The 21,122-nt window shown below is 43.5% G+C and carries 13 protein-coding genes, 1 tRNA gene and 1 riboswitch; of the genes, 4 read left to right on the top strand and 10 right to left on the bottom strand.

From position 1 onward, the window contains the following. Positions 1-7: 7 nt before the first annotated feature. On the bottom strand, positions 8-3,682 hold the full coding sequence (gene metH, locus AC3WJC_RS01190; RefSeq protein ID WP_492397239.1) for a methionine synthase: 3,675 nt from the start codon (positions 3,680-3,682) through the stop codon (positions 8-10). 191 nt (positions 3,683-3,873) lie between these two features. After that, positions 3,874-3,983: riboswitch (SAM riboswitch) on the bottom strand. A gap of 40 nt (positions 3,984-4,023) precedes the next feature. Then, on the bottom strand, positions 4,024-5,628 hold the full coding sequence (locus tag AC3WJC_RS01185; RefSeq protein WP_492397238.1) for a S41 family peptidase: 1,605 nt from the start codon (positions 5,626-5,628) through the stop codon (positions 4,024-4,026). Between the two features lie 108 nt (positions 5,629-5,736). On the opposite strand from AC3WJC_RS01185, the gene murQ reads away from it, so the two are divergent. Both murQ and AC3WJC_RS01175 read left to right on the top strand, forming a co-directional pair. Further along, positions 5,737-6,549, top strand: a complete 813-nt coding sequence (gene murQ, locus AC3WJC_RS01180; RefSeq protein WP_492397237.1) for an N-acetylmuramic acid 6-phosphate etherase — start codon at positions 5,737-5,739, stop codon at positions 6,547-6,549. A 20-nt stretch (positions 6,550-6,569) separates the two neighbouring features. Next, positions 6,570-7,136 (top strand): hypothetical protein, encoded by a 567-nt coding sequence (locus AC3WJC_RS01175; RefSeq protein ID WP_492397236.1) that lies wholly within the window; start codon positions 6,570-6,572, stop codon positions 7,134-7,136. 81 nt (positions 7,137-7,217) lie between these two features. Here the strand turns inward: AC3WJC_RS01175 and AC3WJC_RS01170 are convergent, their stop codons facing one another. The 4 genes from AC3WJC_RS01170 to uvrB all read right to left on the bottom strand — a co-directional run bounded on the left by AC3WJC_RS01170 (position 7,218) and on the right by uvrB (position 12,517). Continuing rightward, on the bottom strand, positions 7,218-9,686 hold the full coding sequence (locus AC3WJC_RS01170; RefSeq protein ID WP_492397235.1) for a hypothetical protein: 2,469 nt from the start codon (positions 9,684-9,686) through the stop codon (positions 7,218-7,220). 77 nt (positions 9,687-9,763) lie between these two features. After that, positions 9,764-10,060 carry a hypothetical protein gene (locus AC3WJC_RS01165; protein ID WP_492397234.1) on the bottom strand — a complete coding sequence of 99 codons (297 nt, stop codon included), beginning with the start codon at positions 10,058-10,060 and terminating at the stop codon, positions 9,764-9,766. A gap of 4 nt (positions 10,061-10,064) precedes the next feature. Beyond that, positions 10,065-10,319, bottom strand: coding sequence for a DUF4834 family protein (locus AC3WJC_RS01160; protein ID WP_492397233.1), 255 nt, complete (start codon positions 10,317-10,319; stop codon positions 10,065-10,067). A 164-nt stretch (positions 10,320-10,483) separates the two neighbouring features. Next, entirely contained in the window at positions 10,484-12,517 is a 2,034-nt protein-coding gene (gene uvrB / locus AC3WJC_RS01155) for an excinuclease ABC subunit UvrB (protein ID WP_492397232.1), read from the bottom strand. Positions 12,518-12,725: 208 nt separating this feature from the next. Here uvrB and AC3WJC_RS01150 point away from each other — a divergent pair, with 208 nt between their 5' ends. Then, on the top strand, positions 12,726-14,246 hold the full coding sequence (locus AC3WJC_RS01150; RefSeq protein ID WP_492397231.1) for an RICIN domain-containing protein: 1,521 nt from the start codon (positions 12,726-12,728) through the stop codon (positions 14,244-14,246). Between the two features lie 85 nt (positions 14,247-14,331). On the opposite strand, the gene AC3WJC_RS01145 is transcribed toward AC3WJC_RS01150, so the two are convergent. The 4 genes from AC3WJC_RS01145 to AC3WJC_RS01130 form a co-directional block, all read right to left on the bottom strand. Continuing rightward, the gene (locus AC3WJC_RS01145; RefSeq protein WP_492397230.1) at positions 14,332-14,613 is read right to left on the bottom strand and encodes a hypothetical protein; all 282 of its coding nucleotides are present in this window, start codon (positions 14,611-14,613) and stop codon (positions 14,332-14,334) included. A 622-nt stretch (positions 14,614-15,235) separates the two neighbouring features. Continuing rightward, positions 15,236-16,429 (bottom strand): DUF5977 domain-containing protein, encoded by a 1,194-nt coding sequence (locus tag AC3WJC_RS01140; protein WP_492397229.1) that lies wholly within the window; start codon positions 16,427-16,429, stop codon positions 15,236-15,238. Positions 16,430-16,476: 47 nt separating this feature from the next. Then, the gene (locus AC3WJC_RS01135) at positions 16,477-19,053 is read right to left on the bottom strand and encodes a peptidase associated domain and porin domain-containing protein (protein WP_492397228.1); all 2,577 of its coding nucleotides are present in this window, start codon (positions 19,051-19,053) and stop codon (positions 16,477-16,479) included. Positions 19,054-19,316: 263 nt separating this feature from the next. Beyond that, positions 19,317-19,389, bottom strand: a tRNA-Met gene (locus AC3WJC_RS01130). Between the two features lie 359 nt (positions 19,390-19,748). Between AC3WJC_RS01130 and AC3WJC_RS01125 the strand changes: the two genes are divergently transcribed. Then, positions 19,749-21,020 (top strand): tyrosine-type recombinase/integrase, encoded by a 1,272-nt coding sequence (locus AC3WJC_RS01125; RefSeq protein ID WP_492397227.1) that lies wholly within the window; start codon positions 19,749-19,751, stop codon positions 21,018-21,020. Positions 21,021-21,122 lie beyond the last annotated feature (102 nt).

The raw sequence follows: 21,122 nt of genomic DNA, 5'->3' as shown, positions 1-21,122 counted from the left end.
CCCTCACTTAATAATTAAGATTCGGCCCCAGCCATCTTTCAGCGTCCTCAATGGTCATACCTTTGCGGCGGGCGTAATCAGTAACCTGATCCTTGCTTATTTTACCCAGGCCAAAGTACCTTGCCTGCGGATGCGCGAAGTAAAACCCGCTTACCGACGCGGCCGGCATCATGGCCAAGCTTTCGGTAAGGTGCATGTGCGCGTTGTCTTCGGCCTTTAGTAATTCAAACAAGGTTGTTTTTTCCGTATGATCCGGACAGGCCGGGTAACCCGGTGCCGGGCGGATGCCCTGGTATTGTTCCTTGATCAAATCGAGATTGTTTAATTCCTCATCCTTAGCATAACCCCAGTAATCCTTACGTACCAGTTCGTGCATTTTTTCGGCAAAGGCCTCTGCAAGGCGGTCAGCAAGTGCCTTGGCCATAATGCTGTTATAATCGTCGTGATCCTTTTCAAATTCGGCCACCAGTTCGTCGCAGCCAATACCGGCAGTTACGGCAAAGCCACCCCAATAGTCGATGATGCCGCTATCCTTTGGCACGATAAAATCGGCAAGGGCGTAATATGGCTCGTCCTTGGCTTTTTCGGCCTGCTGGCGCAGGGTGTGTATTTTGGTTATGACGTGCTGGCGTGTTTCATCAGTATAAAGTTCAATATCGTCGCCCACGCTGTTGGCCGGCCAAAAACCGATCACCCCGTTGGCATGAAGCAGCTTTTCGTCAACAATACGCTTGAGCAGTACCTGCGCGTCATCAAACAGTTTTTTCGCTTCCTGCCCTACAAATTTATCGTCAAATATTTTGGGGTAACTGCCACGCAGCTCCCAGGTATGAAAAAACGGTGTCCAGTCGATATAAGGCAGCAGTTCCTCCAATGGATACGATTCAATAACCTTTGTACCCGTAAATGTTGGTTTATTGGGGATGGAACCATTCAGGTTGATGTTGCACTTCATGCGGCGGGCATCATTAATGCTTACAAACCGTTTATCGTTACGCTTGTTTAAATGCGCCTCGCGGGCTTTGGCGTATTCATCCTTTATACCCTGAATATAATCGTCCTTTACATTGGCGTTCATCAGGTTGCTGCACACCGTTACGCTGCGCGATGCATCCAGCACATGTATGGCGGCTCCCGAGTAATTGGGCGCTACCTTTACCGCGGCATGTATACGTGAGGTAGTTGCCCCGCCAATAATAAGCGGAATGGTAAAGCCTTCGCGCTCCATCTCCTTGGCAAAATGCACCATCTCATCAAGCGATGGTGTGATTAATCCGCTCAGGCCAATAATATCTACCTGGTGTTTTTTAGCTTCTTCAATAATACGCTGTGCCGGCACCATCACTCCCAGGTCAATCACCTCGAAGTTGTTACAGGCCAGTACTACGCCTACTATATTTTTACCGATATCGTGCACATCGCCTTTTACGGTGGCCATCAACACCTTACCGGCATTGCTGCGTTGGGAGGCATTGGCATTTTTTGCCTTTTCGGCTTCAATAAAGGGCAGCAGGTAGGCTACGGCCTTTTTCATTACCCGGGCTGATTTTACTACCTGCGGTAAAAACATCTTACCGGCACCAAACAGGTCGCCTACGATGTTCATACCATCCATCAGCGGCCCCTCAATCACCTCCAGCGGGCGGGCGTATTGCTGGCGCGCCTCTTCCACGTCGGCATCCAGGTACTCAATAATACCCTTCACCAGCGCGTGCGACAGGCGTTTCTCAACCGGCTCCTTGCGCCATTCCTCATCACGGATGATCTCTTTGCCTTTGCTTTTTATGGTATCGGCAAACTCGACCAAACGTTCGGTAGCATCAGGGCGACGGTTAAGCAGCACATCTTCTACCAGTACCAGCAGGTCTTTGGGTATCTCCTCATAAACCTCCAGCATACCGGCGTTCACAATGCCCATATCCAACCCGGCGCTAATGGCATGGTACAAAAATGCCGAGTGCATAGCCTCACGCACCACGTTATTACCGCGGAAAGAGAAGGATATATTACTTACCCCACCGCTCACCTTGGCGTACGGCAGGTTTTGCTTTATCCAGCGGGTGGCTTCAATAAAGTCAACCGCATAGTTGTTGTGCTCCTCTAAACCGGTAGCCACGGTTAATATATTCGGATCGAAGATGATATCCTGCGGAGGGAAACCAACTTCGTTAACCAGTATGTTGTATGAGCGCTGACATATTTCGATACGGCGTTCCAGTGAGTCGGCCTGGCCGGTTTCATCAAACGCCATTACTACTACGGCAGCGCCATAGCTTTGCACCTTGCGAGCGTATTCTTTAAATTTTTCTTCACCCTCTTTAAGCGAGATGGAGTTTACGATGCCTTTACCCTGCAAACATTTCAGGCCAGCTTCGATCACCGTCCATTTGGATGAATCCACCATGATGGGCAGCTTGGAAATATCAGGTTCGGAAGCTACCAGGTTCAGGAATTTAACCATCACGGCTTCCGAGTCGATCATGCCCTCGTCCATGTTAATGTCGATGACCTGGGCACCGCCCTCTACCTGCTGACGGGCAACGGTTAAGGCAGCTTCATAATCCTCAGCTAAAATCAGCTTCGAGAATCTTGGCGACCCGGTGATATTGGTACGCTCACCTACGTTTACAAAATTGGTTTCGGGCGTAAGTGTTACCGCCTCCAAACCACTCAGGCGCAGGTATGGTTCAATCTGCGGTAACTGGCGCGGTGCAAATTTCTCAGCTCGCTCGGCAATACAACTGATGTGATCTGGCGTGGTTCCGCAGCAGCCGCCGACTATATTCACCAGTCCGGCTTTTATGAAATCATCAACCTGGTGCGCGGTTTCGTGCGGGGTTTCATCATACGCGCCAAACTCGTTAGGCAAGCCCGCGTTAGGATAGGCTGAAATATATACATCGGCCTTGTTTGAAAGTTCCTCCAGGTATGGCCGCATCTCTTTGGCACCCAAAGCACAGTTCAACCCTACCGACAGCAAATTGGCATGGCGAATGGAGTTCCAGAACGCCTCAACCGTTTGCCCCGAAAGGGTACGGCCCGAAGCATCGGTTATGGTACCCGATATCATGATCGGCAGATGCTTACCGCTTTCTTCCGCATAGCGCTGGATGGCAAACAGGGCCGCCTTGGCGTTCAGGGTATCAAATATAGTTTCAACCAGTAACAAGTCCGAGCCGCCATCAACCAAACCGCGTACCTGATCATAATAAGCCCCGGCCAGATCGTCAAAACTCACGGCACGGTAACCGGGATCATTCACGTCCGGCGATATGGATGCGGTACGGTTAGTAGGCCCAACGGCACCGGCTACAAAACGTGGTTTCTCGGGTGTTTTTTTATTATACTCGTCGGCTACCTCACGGGCAATACGGGCACCCTCATAACTCATTTCGTAAGCCAATTCCTCCATGTGGTAGTCGGCCAGCGATATGTGCTGCGTGCTGAAGGTGTTGGTTTCGATTATATCTGCACCTGCATCCAGGTATTCGGCATGTATGGCCTTAATAATATCGGGCCGCGTAAGGTTAAGCAGGTCGTTATTACCTTTTAAGTCCGACGGATGCGCGGCAAAACGTTCGCCACGAAAATCGGCTTCAGTAAGCTGGTACCGCTGTATCATGGTACCCATTGCCCCGTCAATAACCAGTATGCGTTTTTTAAGTTCTTCTCTAATGTCCATTTGTTCAGATATGAGATAGGAGATTTGAGATGTGAGAGCAACCTCCATACATCTAAAATCGCATATCAAAAATTCGAGGTATCATAAATTTATGGGATCGAATAACGTTGAAGTTATCTCAAATCTCATGTCTAATAGCTCAAATCTAAATACAGCTTATCTCGAAAAGTCGGGTGTTGTAATCTGACTTTCGCTTATCTTTCCTAACCACTTAGTTGCGGTTAAGTAGAATGTAGCACCTTGTAAGCACAGGTTGCTAAGACATCGCAGGGTCTAATCCCTCCGTCTTTCTCCATAAGCGTTGCAAAATTGCACAATAAGTTTATAATGTGCAACTGTTTTTAGCGGATAGCTGTCAGCGCTTTGTTAAATGCGCTGTCGTTATTATTTACAGCCTGAAAGTACGCGCTATCGCCCCATTTAAAGCGGGCGGCATAGGCTTTTAGCAGTGTTTTTATAGCAGGTGCGTTGGCTGCCACATCAGCCTTGCTCACCGGCTTCATCAATCCCGAAGCATAGTGCATAAAGCTATCCAGTTCGGCATCGGTTACCGTGTAGGTATTAACAAAGTTATCCGCCACGTTATAGGAGCGTAGCGTGGGCTGCATTTTATCAAGCACGAATGAAGTAAATGCCTGCGCGTCGGTCAGCGCAATGATAAGCGGGGTACTTTGCGCGGTATCGGCGGGTACAAAAACATCCGGCATAATGCCGCCGCCGCTAAACACCCGCTTGCCGCTGCTGGTACGGTATGGCGATCTTTTATTCAGCGCGCTATCATTCAAACTCATCTCGGCCGAAAACAACTCGCCTTTACGCATACGTTCGGCCAGCTCATTACGATAGCTGGTGATGCCACGGCTGTAAGATTTCTGTATTGATCTGCCCGAAGGTGTATAATACCTCGCCACAGTAAGGTTTATTGCCGATCCATCATCAAACGGAAACTGCTGCTGTACCAAACCCTTGCCGAATGAACGGCGGCCCACAATTACGGCACGGTCCAGATCCTGCAAAGCGCCGGATAATATCTCGCTGGCCGAAGCCGAATATTCGTCGATCAGCACCGCCATATTACCTTGCTGAAAAGCGCCGGAATCGGTGGCGAAGTAATCGGTACGTGGTTCATGCACGCCTTTGGTGTATACAATAAGCTTGCCTTTGGGTAAAAATTCATCGGCCATTTCAGTAGCCGCGGTAAGGTAACCGCCGCCATTGCCGCGCAGGTCAAGCACCAGCTTTTTAACCCCTTCGGCTTTTAGCCGGGTTATGGCCCTTTTAAAGTCAGCATTGGTAGTGGCGGCGAACTTACTGATCTTGATATAGCCTACATCGTTACCGGCAACATAAGCCGCGTCAAGGCTGCTTAATGGTACACGCCCGGGCTTTATGGTGAATGTTTTTTTAACTGTATTATCATCAGGCAATAAAGCGCTGACGGTAATGGCATTGGCTTGTTTGCCCTTTTGCAGCAGCATTTTAGTTACGGCGCTATCGGTAATTCCGGTACCTGCAAACGGCTTACCGTTAACGGCTAATACCCTGGTACCGCCCGGTATGCCCGCCTTAGCTGCCGGTCCGCCGGGATAGACCTGTGTGATCACCAGCGTATCGCGAAGCAAACTGTATTCGATACCTAAACCGGTAAAACCGCCCTCTAAACGCTCGTTAACAGCGGTTGCCTGCCTCGGCGGCAGGTATAACGAATGCGGGTCGAGCTTTTGCAGCAGCTCATTAACTGTGGCACCCTCAATACTATCCACATTAACCGAATCAACGTAGTTGTACTGCACCAGTTGCAATACTTTCGACATTTTATCGTTTCGATTTAACGACAGGCTGAAAGGCTGGCCGTCCATATCGCCGCGACCCAGATAGATACCCAAAATCACCCCCGTTAAAATAAGAAAGGCTGACCTGAATATTATGGAAGCGGTTTTTTTCATGCTTACTATATTAACACAAAGATAATTAAATTAAGTTCTGCGTATAATTTACACATTACTGTATTTGATGAATTTTACCGAATTTTGTTAATCTAAAATCTGCAATAAATGGAAGCTACTACCGAGCAAAGCTCGCACTACAACAATCTGGAAAAGATGAGCGTGGGCGACTTGCTGCAAAATATAAATAACGAAGACAAAACCGTACCCTTAGCCGTTGAAAAGGCTTTACCGCAAATTGAGGCGCTTGTTACCGGCGTTACCGAACGTATGCGCAATGGCGGCCGCCTGTTTTACATTGGCGCGGGCACCAGCGGCAGGTTGGGTGTGGTTGACGCGTCGGAATGCCCGCCTACTTATGGTGTGCCCTTTGATATGGTGATCGGTATTATTGCCGGTGGCGATGGCGCCATACGCAAGGCCGTTGAGTTTGCCGAGGACGATGCCGAACAAGCCTGGCAGGATATGCTGGCCTATAACATTACCGCTAAGGATGTGGTGGTAGGCATTGCCGCATCGGGCAAAACGCCTTACGTTATTGGTGGCTTAAACACCGCCAATGCCAACGGCTGCCTTACGGGCTGTGTGGTTTGCAATAGCGGCAGCCCGGTTGCTGCCGAGGTGCAATACCCGGTGGAAGTAGTTACCGGCCCCGAGTTTGTAACCGGCTCAACCCGCATGAAGGCAGGCACCGCGCAAAAATTAGTTTTAAATATGCTTACTACCAGTGTTATGATACAATTAGGCCACATTAAGGGTAATAAGATGGTGGATATGCAGTTATCAAACAATAAGCTGATAGACCGCGGCACCCGGATGGTGATGAGTGAAACCGGGCTTGACGAAGCCACGGCCGCCAGCCTGCTGAAACAGCATGGCAGCGTACGCAAAGCTGTTGAGGCGGCTGGGCTAATACAATAATTAATTACATAGAAGGCAAAATGCACGAAATAGAACCATACTATAAATGGCGCGATGATTATGTGGCCGCGGAGGATCAATACTCGCCATATTATGCTACTGAATACAGCGAATTTGAATTTGATAAGCAGATATACAATTACCTGCTGCACCCGCAATGGGATACCTTTGGCTCAAACACCCTGTACCTCAAAGTGATCTATGTGGATTACGACCGCCATTTTAGTATTATTGAATTTATTGGCGAATGGAATGATGCTATAAATAATGATATTATGCTGTTGAAGCGTGAGCTTATTGAGCTGATGATGGATGAAGGCGTTAACAAGTTTATCCTGATCGGTGAAAATGTGCTCAATTTTCACTCGTCCGACGATTGTTACTATGAGGAATGGTTCCAGGAGGTAGAGGATGGCTGGATAGCAGGCATCAATTTCAGGGAACATGTGATAGAAGAATTTAAACGCAACAACATTGACTATTACATTAACTTTGGCGGCGAGCTTGACGAACTTACCTGGCGCGGATTAAAGCCGGTGCAGGTTTTTAAAAAGGTAGAGGAGCAGTTAACCAAAAGGTTAAACTAAAAAAACGAAAACATAAAAAAGCGAAAGGCGGCAATGTACATTGCCGCCTTTCGCTTTTTATCAAAATCCGGGGTGCTATAATCAGACCGCTTTTTTCTTGTGGACTTCTGTATATATCGCGCCACCTAATATCAGTACTAACAATACCGAACCGGCAAGGGATATATTTTCACCGGCGTAGTATGAGGTAGGATGGAAAATAAATTCTATTTTATGGTTACCTACCGGTATCTGCGCGGCACGCAGCAGGTAATCAACACGGAAATATGGTTTTTCTTCGCCATCTATCAGCATCTTCCAGCCTTTGTCGTAATATATTTCAGAGAATACGGCAATCTGCGAGGCGGTTGAACCACTCTCGTACACCAGGTGTTCAGGGGCATAGCTTACCAGTTTAATGGTCGCATTCGGATCAACGCCTATATTTTTTTCATCAATAAGCGATTTATATTGCTTATCAACTATAGCCTCTTCCTTAGGGTTAAAGCTGGTGATCGCCTGCATTTCCTGATCGGCATTTTCAGCGTATTTTATGCTTTTTACAAACCAAGCATTACCACAAGCGCCTTCATTACGCTGCATGTTGGTTTGGCCGGTTTTAGGGTCGGCCGTGATAATGTATTTGGCATTCAGCATATCCAAAACATCGGAGTTGATGCTTTTAGAAAGCTGATTTTCCATCAATTCGTCAAAACGGCGCAAACGGGCCGAGTGGAAACCACCTACTGTTTTGTGGAAGTATGAAGTATATGAATCACGGAACGGATCGCCAAGGCTCAGATCCATAACGCGGTAATACGTAGTATCGCGAGAGATGATATTATCCACCTCACGGGGTTTATAAATATTTTGATAGTCTGATTTCTCAACAAAATTCTTGTCATTCAGATAGCGCCTGTCAACCGTCCACATGTCAGCAATTATAACGGCTACAAACACAAAGGCAAGCACGGTGGTATTGAGTTTACCTTTAATGTATGCCCATAGCAAACCAAAGGTAACCAGTACAAATATCAGGGAGCGGACAGCGTCGGCTTTTGCAAGCGATATTCTGTCCTGCACCAGGGCCGAGGCTACTGTATTAGCCATACCATTATCGCCGCCAAAAGCCTGCGCCAGTCTGCTGATCAGTGTTTCGTGGTTCTCACCTTTAAAGTTGTAGAAAATATCAGGCGCTAAAGCCATAATCAGCAGGATGCCGCCGGTAATGTATAATGATATTTTAAGCTTGTTGAACAACGGTTTTTTATCCTGAGCAGTAACCACCTCGTTAATGGCCAGGAATGCCAGTATCGGGAAGCAAAGGCTGGCAATAACCAATATGGATTCTACCGCGCGGAACTTGTTGTATAGTGGGAAGTAGTCAAAGAAAATATCAGAAAAAACAATAAAGTTTTTACCGAATGACAACAGGATGCTGAGCAGCGTAGCGCCAACTATCCACCATTTAATGCGGTTTTTAACCACCATCAAACCAAAAATGTATAAAAAGCAAATTATGGCTCCAAAATACCATGGGCCTGAGGTGCCCGGCTTATCGCCCCAATAAACCGGCAGTTGCTGCGCCAGCCCTTGTGCCTGCGAAGCTTCAACGCCTTTTTCGGTAAGCGCTTTTACTACTTTTGAATCATCGCCCAGCGGAGTGTGGTCGCCGCCGCCATAGGCGTTTGGTACCAGGAAGGTGATGATCTCGCCTACACCTTCGCTCCAGTTATAAGCATATCCCTTATCAAGCCCCTGCCCGGCTTCGCTGCCATCGGCTTTGGCCGTTAGGTTAGCCTTGCCGCGTATGGTGTATTGGCTGTACTCGTAAGTAGTCCATAGCGTACCGGCATTTATCAATATGGCGAGCACAAATGATGCGGCCAAAACACCTATCGACTTTAAAAAAGGCCCAGTTTGTTTTGCTTTAATAGCATGATAAGCCTCAATAGCCACCAGGATAACCAGCGACAACATGAGGTAATACGTCATTTGTACGTGGTTTGAGCGTACTTCCATCGCCATAAAAAAGGCGGTGATCACCCCTCCCCACAAATAATTGCCCCGCAGCGTAAGCAGTATACCTGCCAGCAACGGCGCAAAAAACGCTATGGCATAGGCCTGGTTAGCGTGCCCCGCCATTATATAAATAAAGTTGTATGATGAAAACGCGAAAGCAATAGCACCCGCGGCAGCCATTATGGGCTTAAAGCGCAATACGCTAAACAGCAAATAACCACCTACCAGGTACAGCAACACGGTATCAACCGGGTTAGGGAACACGGTTTTTAGTACATTGATAACATGTGTAGTGATGTTTGACGCGTAAGGTGCCCAAATTTGATACGATGGCATACCGCCAAACATCTGGTTGGTCCATAAAGGGGCATGGCCGGTTTTTTCTTTTACGGCCATTATCTCCCGCTGCATGGCCTGCGCTTGCGATACATCGCCCTGGTAAAGCATTTTGCCTTGCACCAGCGGACTAAAGAAATAGGCAAATGAAATTACCAAGAAAGCGGCTATTACAGCCAAATGCACGCCATTGCGCTTAAACCAGTTGTTCATCAATATAGTTTAAATGAGTATGAATGCTCAAAAATATAAATTTGACCCGGATTGTAAATTAAAGTTAAAACGAATGTTTAACAAGGGGTTGCCCTGCTGCGGAATAAGAAAAACAAAGCCACCATGCCCAGCAGGCTAATAACATAGGCTATGATCTGTATGCGACTATACTCCTCACGGTTGCGCCGAACTATATAAAAGTTATAAAGAACCAGGAAGCCAAGCACTATCCAAAAAAAGGTATTGATTTTGGTGCACATAGCAAATAACTGTGTTGATATGGAGAATACCACGTAGTTAACGATGATAAGCATAACCGTTTCGGGCGTGTTGTTATGCTGGGGACGGCGCTTAAAAACCTGCTCAGGTACCATAAAATTATTTTACCTCTTCGTAACTAACGTACTCGCCTTCACTATCGGGCACTGATGAACGCTTTTCGTGCGGTACATAATCTACGCGGATGCTGCCTTCGGGCTTGCGGGGCGGTTGTTGTTGCTGGTATTGGCTGTTAGCCTGTTGCTGTGCTTTATTAACAATACTTTTAAAAAACATAGGCAACAGCAAGCGTGCTATTAAACGAACAGCATATAGTACAGCTATGGCTATGAATAAGAAACGTAATAATCCCATGCGAATTAATATTGTGCCTGCAAATATAAGTTAATAACGCTAAAAATGTTTGGTTATGATTGAAGGCAGTATTTTGCTGCCCGGTCATTTGGCATTAATCATTAGTCATTGCAGTTCTTTTCTATAAACTGACTGACAAATTACTAATGACCAATACCCACTGCTTATTTCCCCCCAAACCTTTCTTCCATCATTTTCTCCAGGGCGAACATTTCGTCGCGCAGTTTGGCGGCTAATAAAAAGTCCATGTTTTTGGCGGCGGCAACCATGTCCTTGCGGGTATTTTCAATTGATTTTTTAAGATCGGGTTTGCTCATGTATTGCACTATCGGGTCGGCAGCCAGGCTAACGGAATCCTGCTCCACATAAGCTTTTTGTACGCCACCCTTAAAGTCAACTACCGAGGTTTGCTCAATAATGGCTTCCCTTGATTTACCTACCGTACGTGGCGTAATGCCATGCTCGGTATTATAGGCTATCTGTAGTTCGCGGCGGCGGTTGGTTTCGTCAATTGTGATCTGCATGGAGTCGGTAATGGTATCAGCATACATAATTACCCGGCCACGGTCATTACGCGCGGCACGGCCAATAGTTTGGATCAGCGAACGCTCCGACCGCAGGAAACCTTCCTTATCCGCATCCAGAATAGCCACCAATGATACTTCAGGCAAATCCAAACCTTCACGCAATAAGTTGATACCGATCAGCACATCAAACTCGCCCAGGCGCAAGCCACGCAGTATTTCTACGCGTTCCAGCGTTTTTACTTCAGAGTGTATATAACGGCATTTAATGCCCAGCTTATCCATGTATTTGGCCAGTTCCTCGGCCATACGTTTGGTTAGGGTGGTAACCAGTATACGGTCGCCTTTTTTTATGGTTTGATCCACTTCATCCAGCAAATCATCCACCTGGTTAATGATCGGGCGGATCTCGATCACCGGGTCAAGCAGTCCGGTTGGGCGTATCACCTGCTCCACCACCACGCCTTCTGATTTTTCGAGCTCATAATCGCCGGGCGTGGCACTTACATATACCGTTTGTGGGGCAAGCCGCTCAAACTCCTGGAAGTTTAACGGACGGTTATCCATAGCGGCAGGCAGGCGGAATCCATACTCCACCAATGATATTTTGCGCGAGCGGTCGCCGCCATACATGGCACGGATTTGCGGTACGGTAACGTGGCTTTCGTCAATCACCATCAGGTAATCATCCGGGAAATAATCCAGCAAACAGAATGGCCTTGCACCGGGCTGGCGGCCATCAAAAAAGCGGGAATAGTTCTCGATGCCCGAGCAATAACCCAGTTCGCGGATCATCTCCAGATCGTAGTTTACCCTTTCTTCGAGGCGCTTGGCTTCTAAAAAGCGACCATCATCTATAAACTGTTTCTTCCGACTTTCCAGTTCCTCCTGTATGGCCCATACTGATTGTTGAAAACGTTCACGCGGGGCAACGTACAGGTTGGCCGGATACAGCACCATGTGCGTCATCTTTTCGATGGTTTTACCGCTGGTGATATCAAAAGTGCTCAACTCCTCAATATCATCCCCAAAAAAGGATATGCGGTAGGCATGATCCATATAGGCCGGGAAGATATCCACAATATCGCCCTTTACCCTAAAGGTACCACGCTTAAAATCGGCTGTGGTGCGGGCATAAAGTATCTCTACCAAACGATGCAAAAACGCGTTGCGGCTAATGCGAGTGCCTACCGCGAACTTAAATACCGAATTGGCAAAATCCTCCGGGTTACCCATACCATAAATACACGATATGGACGACACCACGATCACATCCCGCCTGCCCGACATCAGGGCCGAAGTAGTGCGCAGGCGCAGCTTCTCGATCTCGTCATTGATCTGCAGATCCTTTTCTATGTAAGTATTTGTGGTGGGGATAAATGCTTCGGGCTGGTAGTAATCGTAATAGGATACAAAGTAGTTCACCGCGTTTTCGGGGAAGAACTGTTTGAACTCGCCGTACAATTGTGCAGCAAGGGTTTTATTATGGCTCAATATCAGCGTAGGGCGTTGCGTTTGGGCTATCAGGTTGGCTACAGTAAAGGTTTTGCCCGAGCCGGTAACACCCAGCAGGGTTTGGTACTGATCGCCATTATTAACGCCCTCAACCAATTGCTTGATAGCTGTAGGTTGATCGCCGGTAGGTTGATATTCAGAGGTAAGTTTAAAATCCATCTATAACAAAAATACGAATAAGTTTAACAGCAAAAAGGCGGGGATATTGTGATAAGATATCATAATTGAAAAGCTGACATGATTATCACATTTTCTCCATACAACTTATATTGATCAAGCCTCCAAATAAAAACCCAAACTTTTGAAACACAACGTTTAAATACACCGTTTAACCAACAACCAATTTTATTAACTATACCTATATTTTATGAAAAACTTTTCACGATCAATGCTCATGCTATGGGCTGTTGTAATGCTTTTATTGGCGGCTTGCAAAAAGCAGGAAGCGCCGTCAACTAATGCAACCGGTACCGACACACCAAAAAAAGAATACGCTGCATCGCCCATTTTTACCAACGCGCTGCCATCTATTGATAATGGCAGTTATTACGACCCTTGGGTTATCCACGTTGGAGCTTATTATTATTACTGCGGATCAGACGGCGGGCGGCTGTATATCACCAAATCGGCCACATTGCAAAACCTGCTGCAACAAACTAAAACCTACATTTTTACCCCGCCTGGAGGCACCGGGTATTCCTCAAACCTGTGGGCACCCGAGCTGCATTACCGTAATGGCCGCTGGTACGTTTACTTTGCTGCCGATAATGGCAATAACGATAATCACCGTATGTATGTGCTTGAGGGCGGCACCAACTCCGGCGATCCGCTTGCGGGTAGTTACGCCTATAAAGCCAAACTTACCCCTGCTACCGACCGCTGGGCCATTGACGGCCACCCGTTTGACTTTAACGGTGAGCAGTACTTTGTATGGTCGGGTTGGGAAGGCACTACCAACGTTTCGCAATACCTGTACATCGCTAAAATGAGCAACCCTTACACCATAAGCGGCGAGCGGGTTGAAATATCGCGCCCTGATTATGCCTGGGAAAAAGTGGGCACGCCAACCGTTAACGAAGGACCAACCTCACTCATCAGCGGCAGTACCGTAAACATTATTTACTCAGCCAGCGGCAGTTGGACCAACGACTACTGCCTGGGCCGCATTACCTGCACCAACGGCAACCTGATGGCCAAATCATCCTGGGTAAAACAATCAACCGCTGCTTTCTCCCGCTTTGGCAACGTTTACGGGCCGGGCCATGCCTCGTTCGTCAAATCGCCGGATAATATTCAGTGGTGGATCGTTTACCACTCCGCCAATTCAGATGGATCCGGCTGGGACAGGCGCGTTATGGCGCAGCAATTCTCGTGGGATGGTGATGTCCCCTATTTCGGCATACCGATAGAAAAGGGTATACCTATCCCTTCGCCGTCTGTAGGCTCATCTTATGCCATGCCAATAGCCAATGGCACCTATCGTATTAAGTCAAAGGTAACCTCGCAATGTGTTGATGTACCCAGCGGCAGCAATACAGCGGGGTTACAAATTCAACAATACACGGATAACGGTAACATCGCGCAAAAATGGGTTTTCACCAGTTTAGGTAATGGTTATTATAAAATTACCTCGGCGGCATCAAACCTGTGCCTGGATAATGCAGGCGGATCATTATCGGCAGGGAATATATTAATACAATGGACGGATAATAACAATATAGCCCAGCAATGGCGCGTGCAGGATATGGGTAACGGCTACTTTAAACTCATCAATCGCCGCAGCCTGTTCGCATTAAACGTACCTCAAAGCAACCAAACACCCGGCACCAAGCTGGAACAGTGGTATGAAAACCAGTACGATGCCGAACTTTGGCAGATAGTGCCCTAAGTAAGGTGACCTAAAATATTAAAAGCCTCTCATTGTTATAATGAAGAGGCTTTTGTTATTACAGGGGTATTTGATATAAATTCACTTAATGCAGCACCTGCCCGGTAGTTGAATGGAGCAGGCCTTTAAGGTGTAGGTAATTTTTGAGCAGATCAGCAAACGTATTTTCGTTCATCACCAGTTTAACCTCTGCCGACAGGCCAAGTATATTACACACTATTTCGTCGATCCGCATACCGCCACGCTCGTCGATCATTTTAAGGCTGTGGCCAAAATTTTCAAAAGCACGCTCCTCGTTCAATAATTCATCGGGTATATAATCAGGCAAGTTATACTCATCCTTTTTGCTGCTCCACTGTACTCGCATAGTTTAATTATAATTCTAAAACTATATATTCCAAAACCGAGCCAAATAAACTATTAAGCAAAAACAAGCGCTATTTAAGTTCAATAATTTCACCCATGCACAAATAGGGAAGCAAATTCCCCATAACTGTGTATTAAAATTTTCCTGATCGTATAAATTCCCCATTTAATTAAGTATACCTGCTTAAAATAGGTTTGGTACAGCAGTTGCATTTCTTTTAACAAATAATGCAGGTGGCCATGGTAGCTTTAATTTCAGTATTGGTAGTTGTTAATCTGGTGATGTTTATTTCGAGGAACAACACACCCACAAAAGAATTTTAGTAGTTGGATAAGTGTGGTTGGCAGCAGGTAGGCGAGAGCTTACCTGCTTTTTTGTGAAGAAAATCAATTAACATAAAAAAGCCTCAAATCTTTCGACTTGAGGCTTCAATCAAGGTAGCGGGAACAGGACTCGAACCATTCTATGGCTGATCTGCAAAGTTTCGCTACCAACTGTTAACAGTTCTATCTTGCGCTCCAGGCTAGTTGGTAAATATAGCGGGGAGCAGGATAGACTGCAATCTTAGGATTATAAACATGAAAATCATCCGTAATTAGAAAATTACGAATTACTTTTTCTATTAGATGTACTGAAAGTGCATATAAACTTGAATTGAATGAGAATTTGTCGTATTGACATTTGTAAAAGTATATGTAGTAGCAGTACCGTTATTGTATTGCTCAAAGTAAAATATATCGGGTTGTGATAAATTTATTCCTATCTGTCTCCAACCTGTATTGCCACTTGTAATCGGCCCTATGGTGTTAAATTCAAATGTATAAATGCCTGGCACTATTGACTGACCGGCAAGTAATTGCGTTTCAGAAAAATCATAAATTACATTTCCTGCACTATTTTTAATTTTTAATCGGGTGATCTTAGATCCAGGTTTTGCGCCATTGGTATATCGTATGTAAGACATATTTCCATAAATACAACTGCCGTTTGCATTTGCGTTAACTTGTCCGTTTGTATTGAAGTAAGCTTGTGCTTGTGCATCTGCATCCGCTTGTGAGATTGTGGAAGTGAACTGTCCTGTAGGAATGCTATAAGGAACTGATGTACCACCCGCGTAATAAGGTTCTGTACAATTATTTTTTGTAAAACTTCCTGATATTGCGGCACTGCTGTATACGATAGCACAACCGCCTAATTGATTGGCTTTTGATTGGCCGTTGGTATTGACATCTTGCTGAGCTTTGTTATTAGCATCTGTTTGAGATATTGTTGAACTGTAAGTACCAGCGGCTACTGTGTATACATAAGGCTGTGCTTGTGTTCCAGTTGCACAATTCTGGTTATAAAATGTCTGTGATTTTACTTGATTATAAAATATCACAGGCGCAGGATTAACAGTAATTGTAAATGTGTAATCAAAGGGAGGGAGGCTTTTGTTCTCCCACATATCACGGCTATCGACACGGATTTTGTAATTAACAGTTACAGGAACTGAGCTTGTATTTTTAGGTGTTAAAAATACTTTGGTAGGTTGCCGTGGGTTAGTGTTTGAATTACGGTAATAAGTAATCGCTGTGGTGGATATACTCTGATTAGTAAAGTAGGTAGACGGGTTGGCACTTTCCACTGAAGCATTGCTGATACTGGAAATGTATTTGCTGCCCATGGCTATAGCATCATTTTCACCCGAGGAGGTTATTACCACCTCTTGTCCGGATGTTACGGTTGCGGCTGAAAGGTTGAATGTGATTTGACCTGATGCAGATAAGCCGCACAAGAATAGGAATGCGCTGCATAGAAATAAAATTTTTCTCATGATGTGATAAAGTTTAATATTAAAGCGCTAAAGTAATGTTTAAAGCGCTATTTAATGTTATTAAATTTAAAATTTAACCCTAAAATAAAATAGCGATTAATATTGGAGTTACGTACCGTTTGGGCATAATATGCACCTAAAATGTTATTAGCTGCTCTGTATGAATTAAATACATCATAACCTTGCAGCCACAATATTCCGTAATTATTGAGTATTTTTCTTTTTATACCCGCATTTAATGAAAACGAAAAAATTTTAACAAGGCCGTTGTTATAAATAGTTTGCGGATATATTTCCAATTCAAATTTCAACAATGAAATTGCTATTTTATCCGTATAACTTAAATTATATACACTAACTGCAGATGAGTTATAAAAAGATTTAGAATAATTTCCGCCAAAAGTTGGAGAAATTGATAGAAAGTTTTTGATGATTTCTTTTGTGGTTGATACTGATTGATTGAATGCTATGCTGCTGTTATTCTTTTTTTCAAAATTTATAACAGTCGGTTGTTCAAAATAAGAAATATTAGTATAAATATTTATTGGCAGATGCAGAATTGGGATAGAAATATTGTTATTAACGCTTGCTGTAATGGCATTGTCCATATTATCAATCGATACTCGCTGAATGGCGTTCGGTTGTGCGTTTACGTTAAACCCAAATTTTTTTAAATAATAAGATATATCAGCAACAACATTTATACTTTTATTATCTGTAATTGCATTATAAAAACTTATGTTCAAGTTGTTCTTCAACTGTGGAGCCAAATTGAGGTTACTCGTTTTTTGTGCAACTAAGTCAAATGAATTATTTACATTGATCAAATAATATGGTTCAGGGTATTCAGTTACTGCCTGTAATGAAAATTTGAGTTGCTTTTTTCCCTTAAATCTATAGGAGGTTTGTAATTCACCATTTAAATTAAAAAAGTTTTTTATTGTGTGTTCTCCATTTACTATAGCCGATCTCGAATTAAATAAACCTTTAACACTTATCATTAAAAATGCCTTATCATATGTTCGATGATACTTTAAACCAGACTGAAAAAAATTATTACTAAGTTTCGCCGATGAAACATCAGTAATCAGGCTATCGCTGGAAACATTTGGGCTATAATTTATGGCTGAACTACTGTATGAGCCAATGAAATTTAAATAACCAGAATAATTTTGTACAGGCTCGGTTATATCTGTCTTAAAACTATATTTTTGCTGTGTTAAACTTTGTTCTCCTAAAACACTATAAAACTTTGAGCTGGTGTCATTTCGATTAAAAGCCTCGTTTTTTTCATTATTCCTGTCTCCTACTTTAGTACTGTTGAAAATTATGCTGACTAATCGCCCTTTTTTATTCGAAGAAAAATGCTTGTACAAAATATCTGTACTCCAAAAGTCATTGACTTTTTCACCAGTTTTGTAAACGTTTGATGAAAGATGGTTTTTTTGGTATTGAATATCATAGTCAAGAGAATCCTTCAAGTTAGTTTTATAATAGTTCCCTGACTGGGCAAAGCTAATTTCATTGAGCGAATCTGGGCGAAAAATTAAATATAAGTTTAAATCAGAAATGCCTCGAGATGTTGTTATCGAGGTGTTTTTCGTAGCAGACTTTTGATTTAGAATATCATCCTGCCGTATTGATAGAGTTTGTATATTCTTTTTCTCTTGCTTTCCTTTAAATGAAAAGTCTAATTGTATTTTCGATGAGTATAAATTGTGATAATTGAACGATAGATCCTTTGTATCAACTGCCCCACCAGGACCATAAAAAAAAACTATCGGATCAATAGGGGGGGGACTTCCCATATTAACGTTGTTGGCATTCACATTTACGGTTATTTGTTCACTGTTTTTATAAGAATATATGTTTCCTGCAGCCAAATGCCTTTTTGATGTTCCATAAGCTAAAGTATTATAACCAAATTTGCCCCTATTATACTTATCTTTCAGTTTTAAATTTACTTTTACCCTTGGCTGTAATGTTGTTGTATTGGTCAGGCTATCAATGTTAGTTTCCGTTATTTCTATTCCGCTCAGCACAAGTGCCGGTAATAGTGAAAAAATTTCATTACTTCCATTATTGAAAAAAGGCTTTCCGTTAACCACTAAATCAGATACTGGCCTGCCTTTATAATACAACGTACCATACTTATCTTTTGAAAATCCATATTCATTAAATAAGTTATTAACCATCACCTCTTCTTTAAACTCATTTTCTGAAAAATTTAACCTTGTTGTGTCTCTGTAACGCTTTTTTGCATTAATTTTAACCTCCTTTAACTGAATAGTTATTGTCTTCATTTTGAAAGAACCCAAATATTGCCTTCCATTAATGTTTTTTATAGTATTAATTATGATGATGTAAGGTTGATAGCCCACGCTTAACAGTTTTATACTATCAATTTTGTCAATAATATTCCGGGGGATATTAAAAGTGCCTGAAGCGTTGCTTTGTGTTTGATATATAGTGTCTTTTAAGCTAAAGCAAAAAATGTTTATATTATTTATTGGCGAATTACTTACACTATCGATTACATGCCCCGTCAAGAAGGTTTCCTTTTGAGCAAGAGCAAAAGAAAAGCAGAAAAAGAGCAGACTTAGCAAAGTGAATTTCTTAGTCACCTTGCGAGAATTAAATGTTTATTAAGGTTGAGTTGAAAAGCCGCTTTTCCGGAGTGCATATCGGTTTAAGGTTTCAGCAAAGTTATTAAATTTAAAATAAAGAAATCTGGAACAGAATTATTATCACCCTTGTGCATAATGAATTTACGATATAACGTTTAATTATATGCTTAAGCAAAGGGTAGTAGTTCAATAACTAGCTTGGCAAAACGCTATTTAAAACAAAAAACCAGTCACGAAATTCGTGACTGGTTAATTAAAGGTAGCGGGAACAGGACTCGAACCTATGACCTTCGGGTTATGAGCCCGACGAGCTACCAACTGCTCCATCCCGCACTGTTTTGTATCATTCATAACGGGCATAACTCCGTAATGTTTTTCTTCCTTATAAAAAAAGAAGATTTTTCCAGGCCTAAACCTGTTGTTTGAAAGCAAAGGCCTCAAGTTTATTAACTAAAGGTCTTTTACTTAGGTAGCGGGAACAGGACTCGAACCTATGACCTTCGGGTTATGAGGCCTATTTTCAATGACTTAATTAGTTTTTAAATGGCATAATATGAAGCTAAAAAGCAATTTTTTAGACCATATCAATACATCGAATATCATATCAAGCCAGCCAGTGTATGAACATTGTATGACCAAAACCAAGTAGCTTTATTGAGAGATAAAGACAGGTTTTTTAAACAATTTTCAACATGGCAACCGTAAGGGTTTACATCAGGAAACGATCTGCCAAAGATGGCAAATTTCCAATTTCAATCTGTATCACAATTAACCGGAAACAGGAATATATCCTGACCGGGCAGAAACTGGACAGTTTAGATCAATGGGACACGAAGAACCAAAGAGTAAAGAAATCACATCCAAACGCCACACGCCTAAATAATTTTCTTTTGGCTGAATTAGCTAAGGCAAACGACAAAGCTTTAGAAATGGAAACGAAAGGCCAGGTCTCGGCAAAGGCGGTCAAAGAGAACCTTAAACCTGTCGAGGAAGGGCCCGTTTATTTTATCGATGTGGCGAACCAGTATTTAAAAGAACAGATGCTGTGCGGTAACTACGAAGTATATAAAACGGATGCTGGCCGACTAAAGCGTTTTTACGAGTACGCTAACGGTGGAAAAATTACCTTTCCGGAAATCACTGTTGGTTTGCTGCATGGGTTTTCAATTTTTTTAAAGCAATCGAAAAAGCGTAACTTTAAAGATGATGCGCCACAAAAGCCTTTAAGCGAACGAACAATTATTAACCACATGATTATTATTCGCACGATTTATAATCGGGCGGTTACTGCAAAAATTGTAAGTAAGGATAATTACCCGTTCGGGTCGAATGGTAAAATCTCAATCAGTTTACCGGCTTCTAAAAAGATTGGCCTGGAACAATCGGAAGTGGAAAAGATTGAACAATTAGACCTTTCAGGACATCCCTCATTTCTAAACGATGCCCGTAACATTTGGCTGATGGAATTTTACTTTGCCGGAATGCGGGTGACGGACTGCCTGTTGCTAAAATGGACAGATTTTCAAAATGAACGTCTTTACTATACCATGTCAAAGAACGGCGAACCAGGATCTGTCAAAGTTCCAGAAAAAGCAAAAGCGATAATTGCGCAATATGAGAGCAGCAAAACGCATCCAAATAATAGACACGGGTTAGTATTTTATCTCTTACAAGATGTAGGCAGTTTAGATAACCGCTACGAGGTAAGGCGCAAAGTAGCCTTTGCAGTAAATCGGCTTAACAAAGCAATGCAAAAAATCATGGCAATGATTGGCAGCACTAAAAATGCCTCGCAACATAAGGCGCGGCATACCTTCGCTCAAAGGGCAGAAGATAAAAACGTTCATCCAAAAGTGTTACAGAAAATGTATCGTCACGAAAGCATTTTAACGACGATGAATTACCAGTCCAATTTTTCACATCAAAAAGCAGACGAGGCTTTGGATGCGGTAGTAGGGTTTTGACGCTTAAAAAGGTGGTTTTTAATTATATTTATGTAATATATTTGAGGCTGTGTTAACTATTAAGTATAAACTTCGCTTTAGCTTAAAACTTTATTATTGATG

It is taken from the genome of Mucilaginibacter sp. FW306-07-L (genome assembly GCF_058782065.1).
Note: the sequence above shows the minus strand (reverse complement) of the source record. Positions and strands in the feature narration are given on the sequence as shown.

Bases quoted from the DNA above. Each gene is read 5' to 3' on its own strand.
- metH (WP_492397239.1), bottom strand. From the start codon at position 3,682: ATGGACATTAGAGAAGAACTTAAAAAACGCATACTGGTTATTGACGGG.
- AC3WJC_RS01140 (WP_492397229.1), bottom strand. From the start codon at position 16,429: ATGAGAAAAATTTTATTTCTATGCAGCGCATTCCTATTCTTGTGCGGC.
- uvrB (WP_492397232.1), bottom strand. From the start codon at position 12,517: ATGGATTTTAAACTTACCTCTGAATATCAACCTACCGGCGATCAACCT.
- AC3WJC_RS01165 (WP_492397234.1), bottom strand. From the start codon at position 10,060: ATGGTACCTGAGCAGGTTTTTAAGCGCCGTCCCCAGCATAACAACACG.
- AC3WJC_RS01160 (WP_492397233.1), bottom strand. From the start codon at position 10,319: ATGGGATTATTACGTTTCTTATTCATAGCCATAGCTGTACTATATGCT.
- AC3WJC_RS01170 (WP_492397235.1), bottom strand. From the start codon at position 9,686: ATGAACAACTGGTTTAAGCGCAATGGCGTGCATTTGGCTGTAATAGCC.
- murQ (WP_492397237.1), top strand. From the start codon at position 5,737: ATGGAAGCTACTACCGAGCAAAGCTCGCACTACAACAATCTGGAAAAG.
- AC3WJC_RS01185 (WP_492397238.1), bottom strand. From the start codon at position 5,628: ATGAAAAAAACCGCTTCCATAATATTCAGGTCAGCCTTTCTTATTTTA.
- AC3WJC_RS01125 (WP_492397227.1), top strand. From the start codon at position 19,749: ATGGCAACCGTAAGGGTTTACATCAGGAAACGATCTGCCAAAGATGGC.
- AC3WJC_RS01150 (WP_492397231.1), top strand. From the start codon at position 12,726: ATGAAAAACTTTTCACGATCAATGCTCATGCTATGGGCTGTTGTAATG.
- AC3WJC_RS01175 (WP_492397236.1), top strand. From the start codon at position 6,570: ATGCACGAAATAGAACCATACTATAAATGGCGCGATGATTATGTGGCC.
- AC3WJC_RS01145 (WP_492397230.1), bottom strand. From the start codon at position 14,613: ATGCGAGTACAGTGGAGCAGCAAAAAGGATGAGTATAACTTGCCTGAT.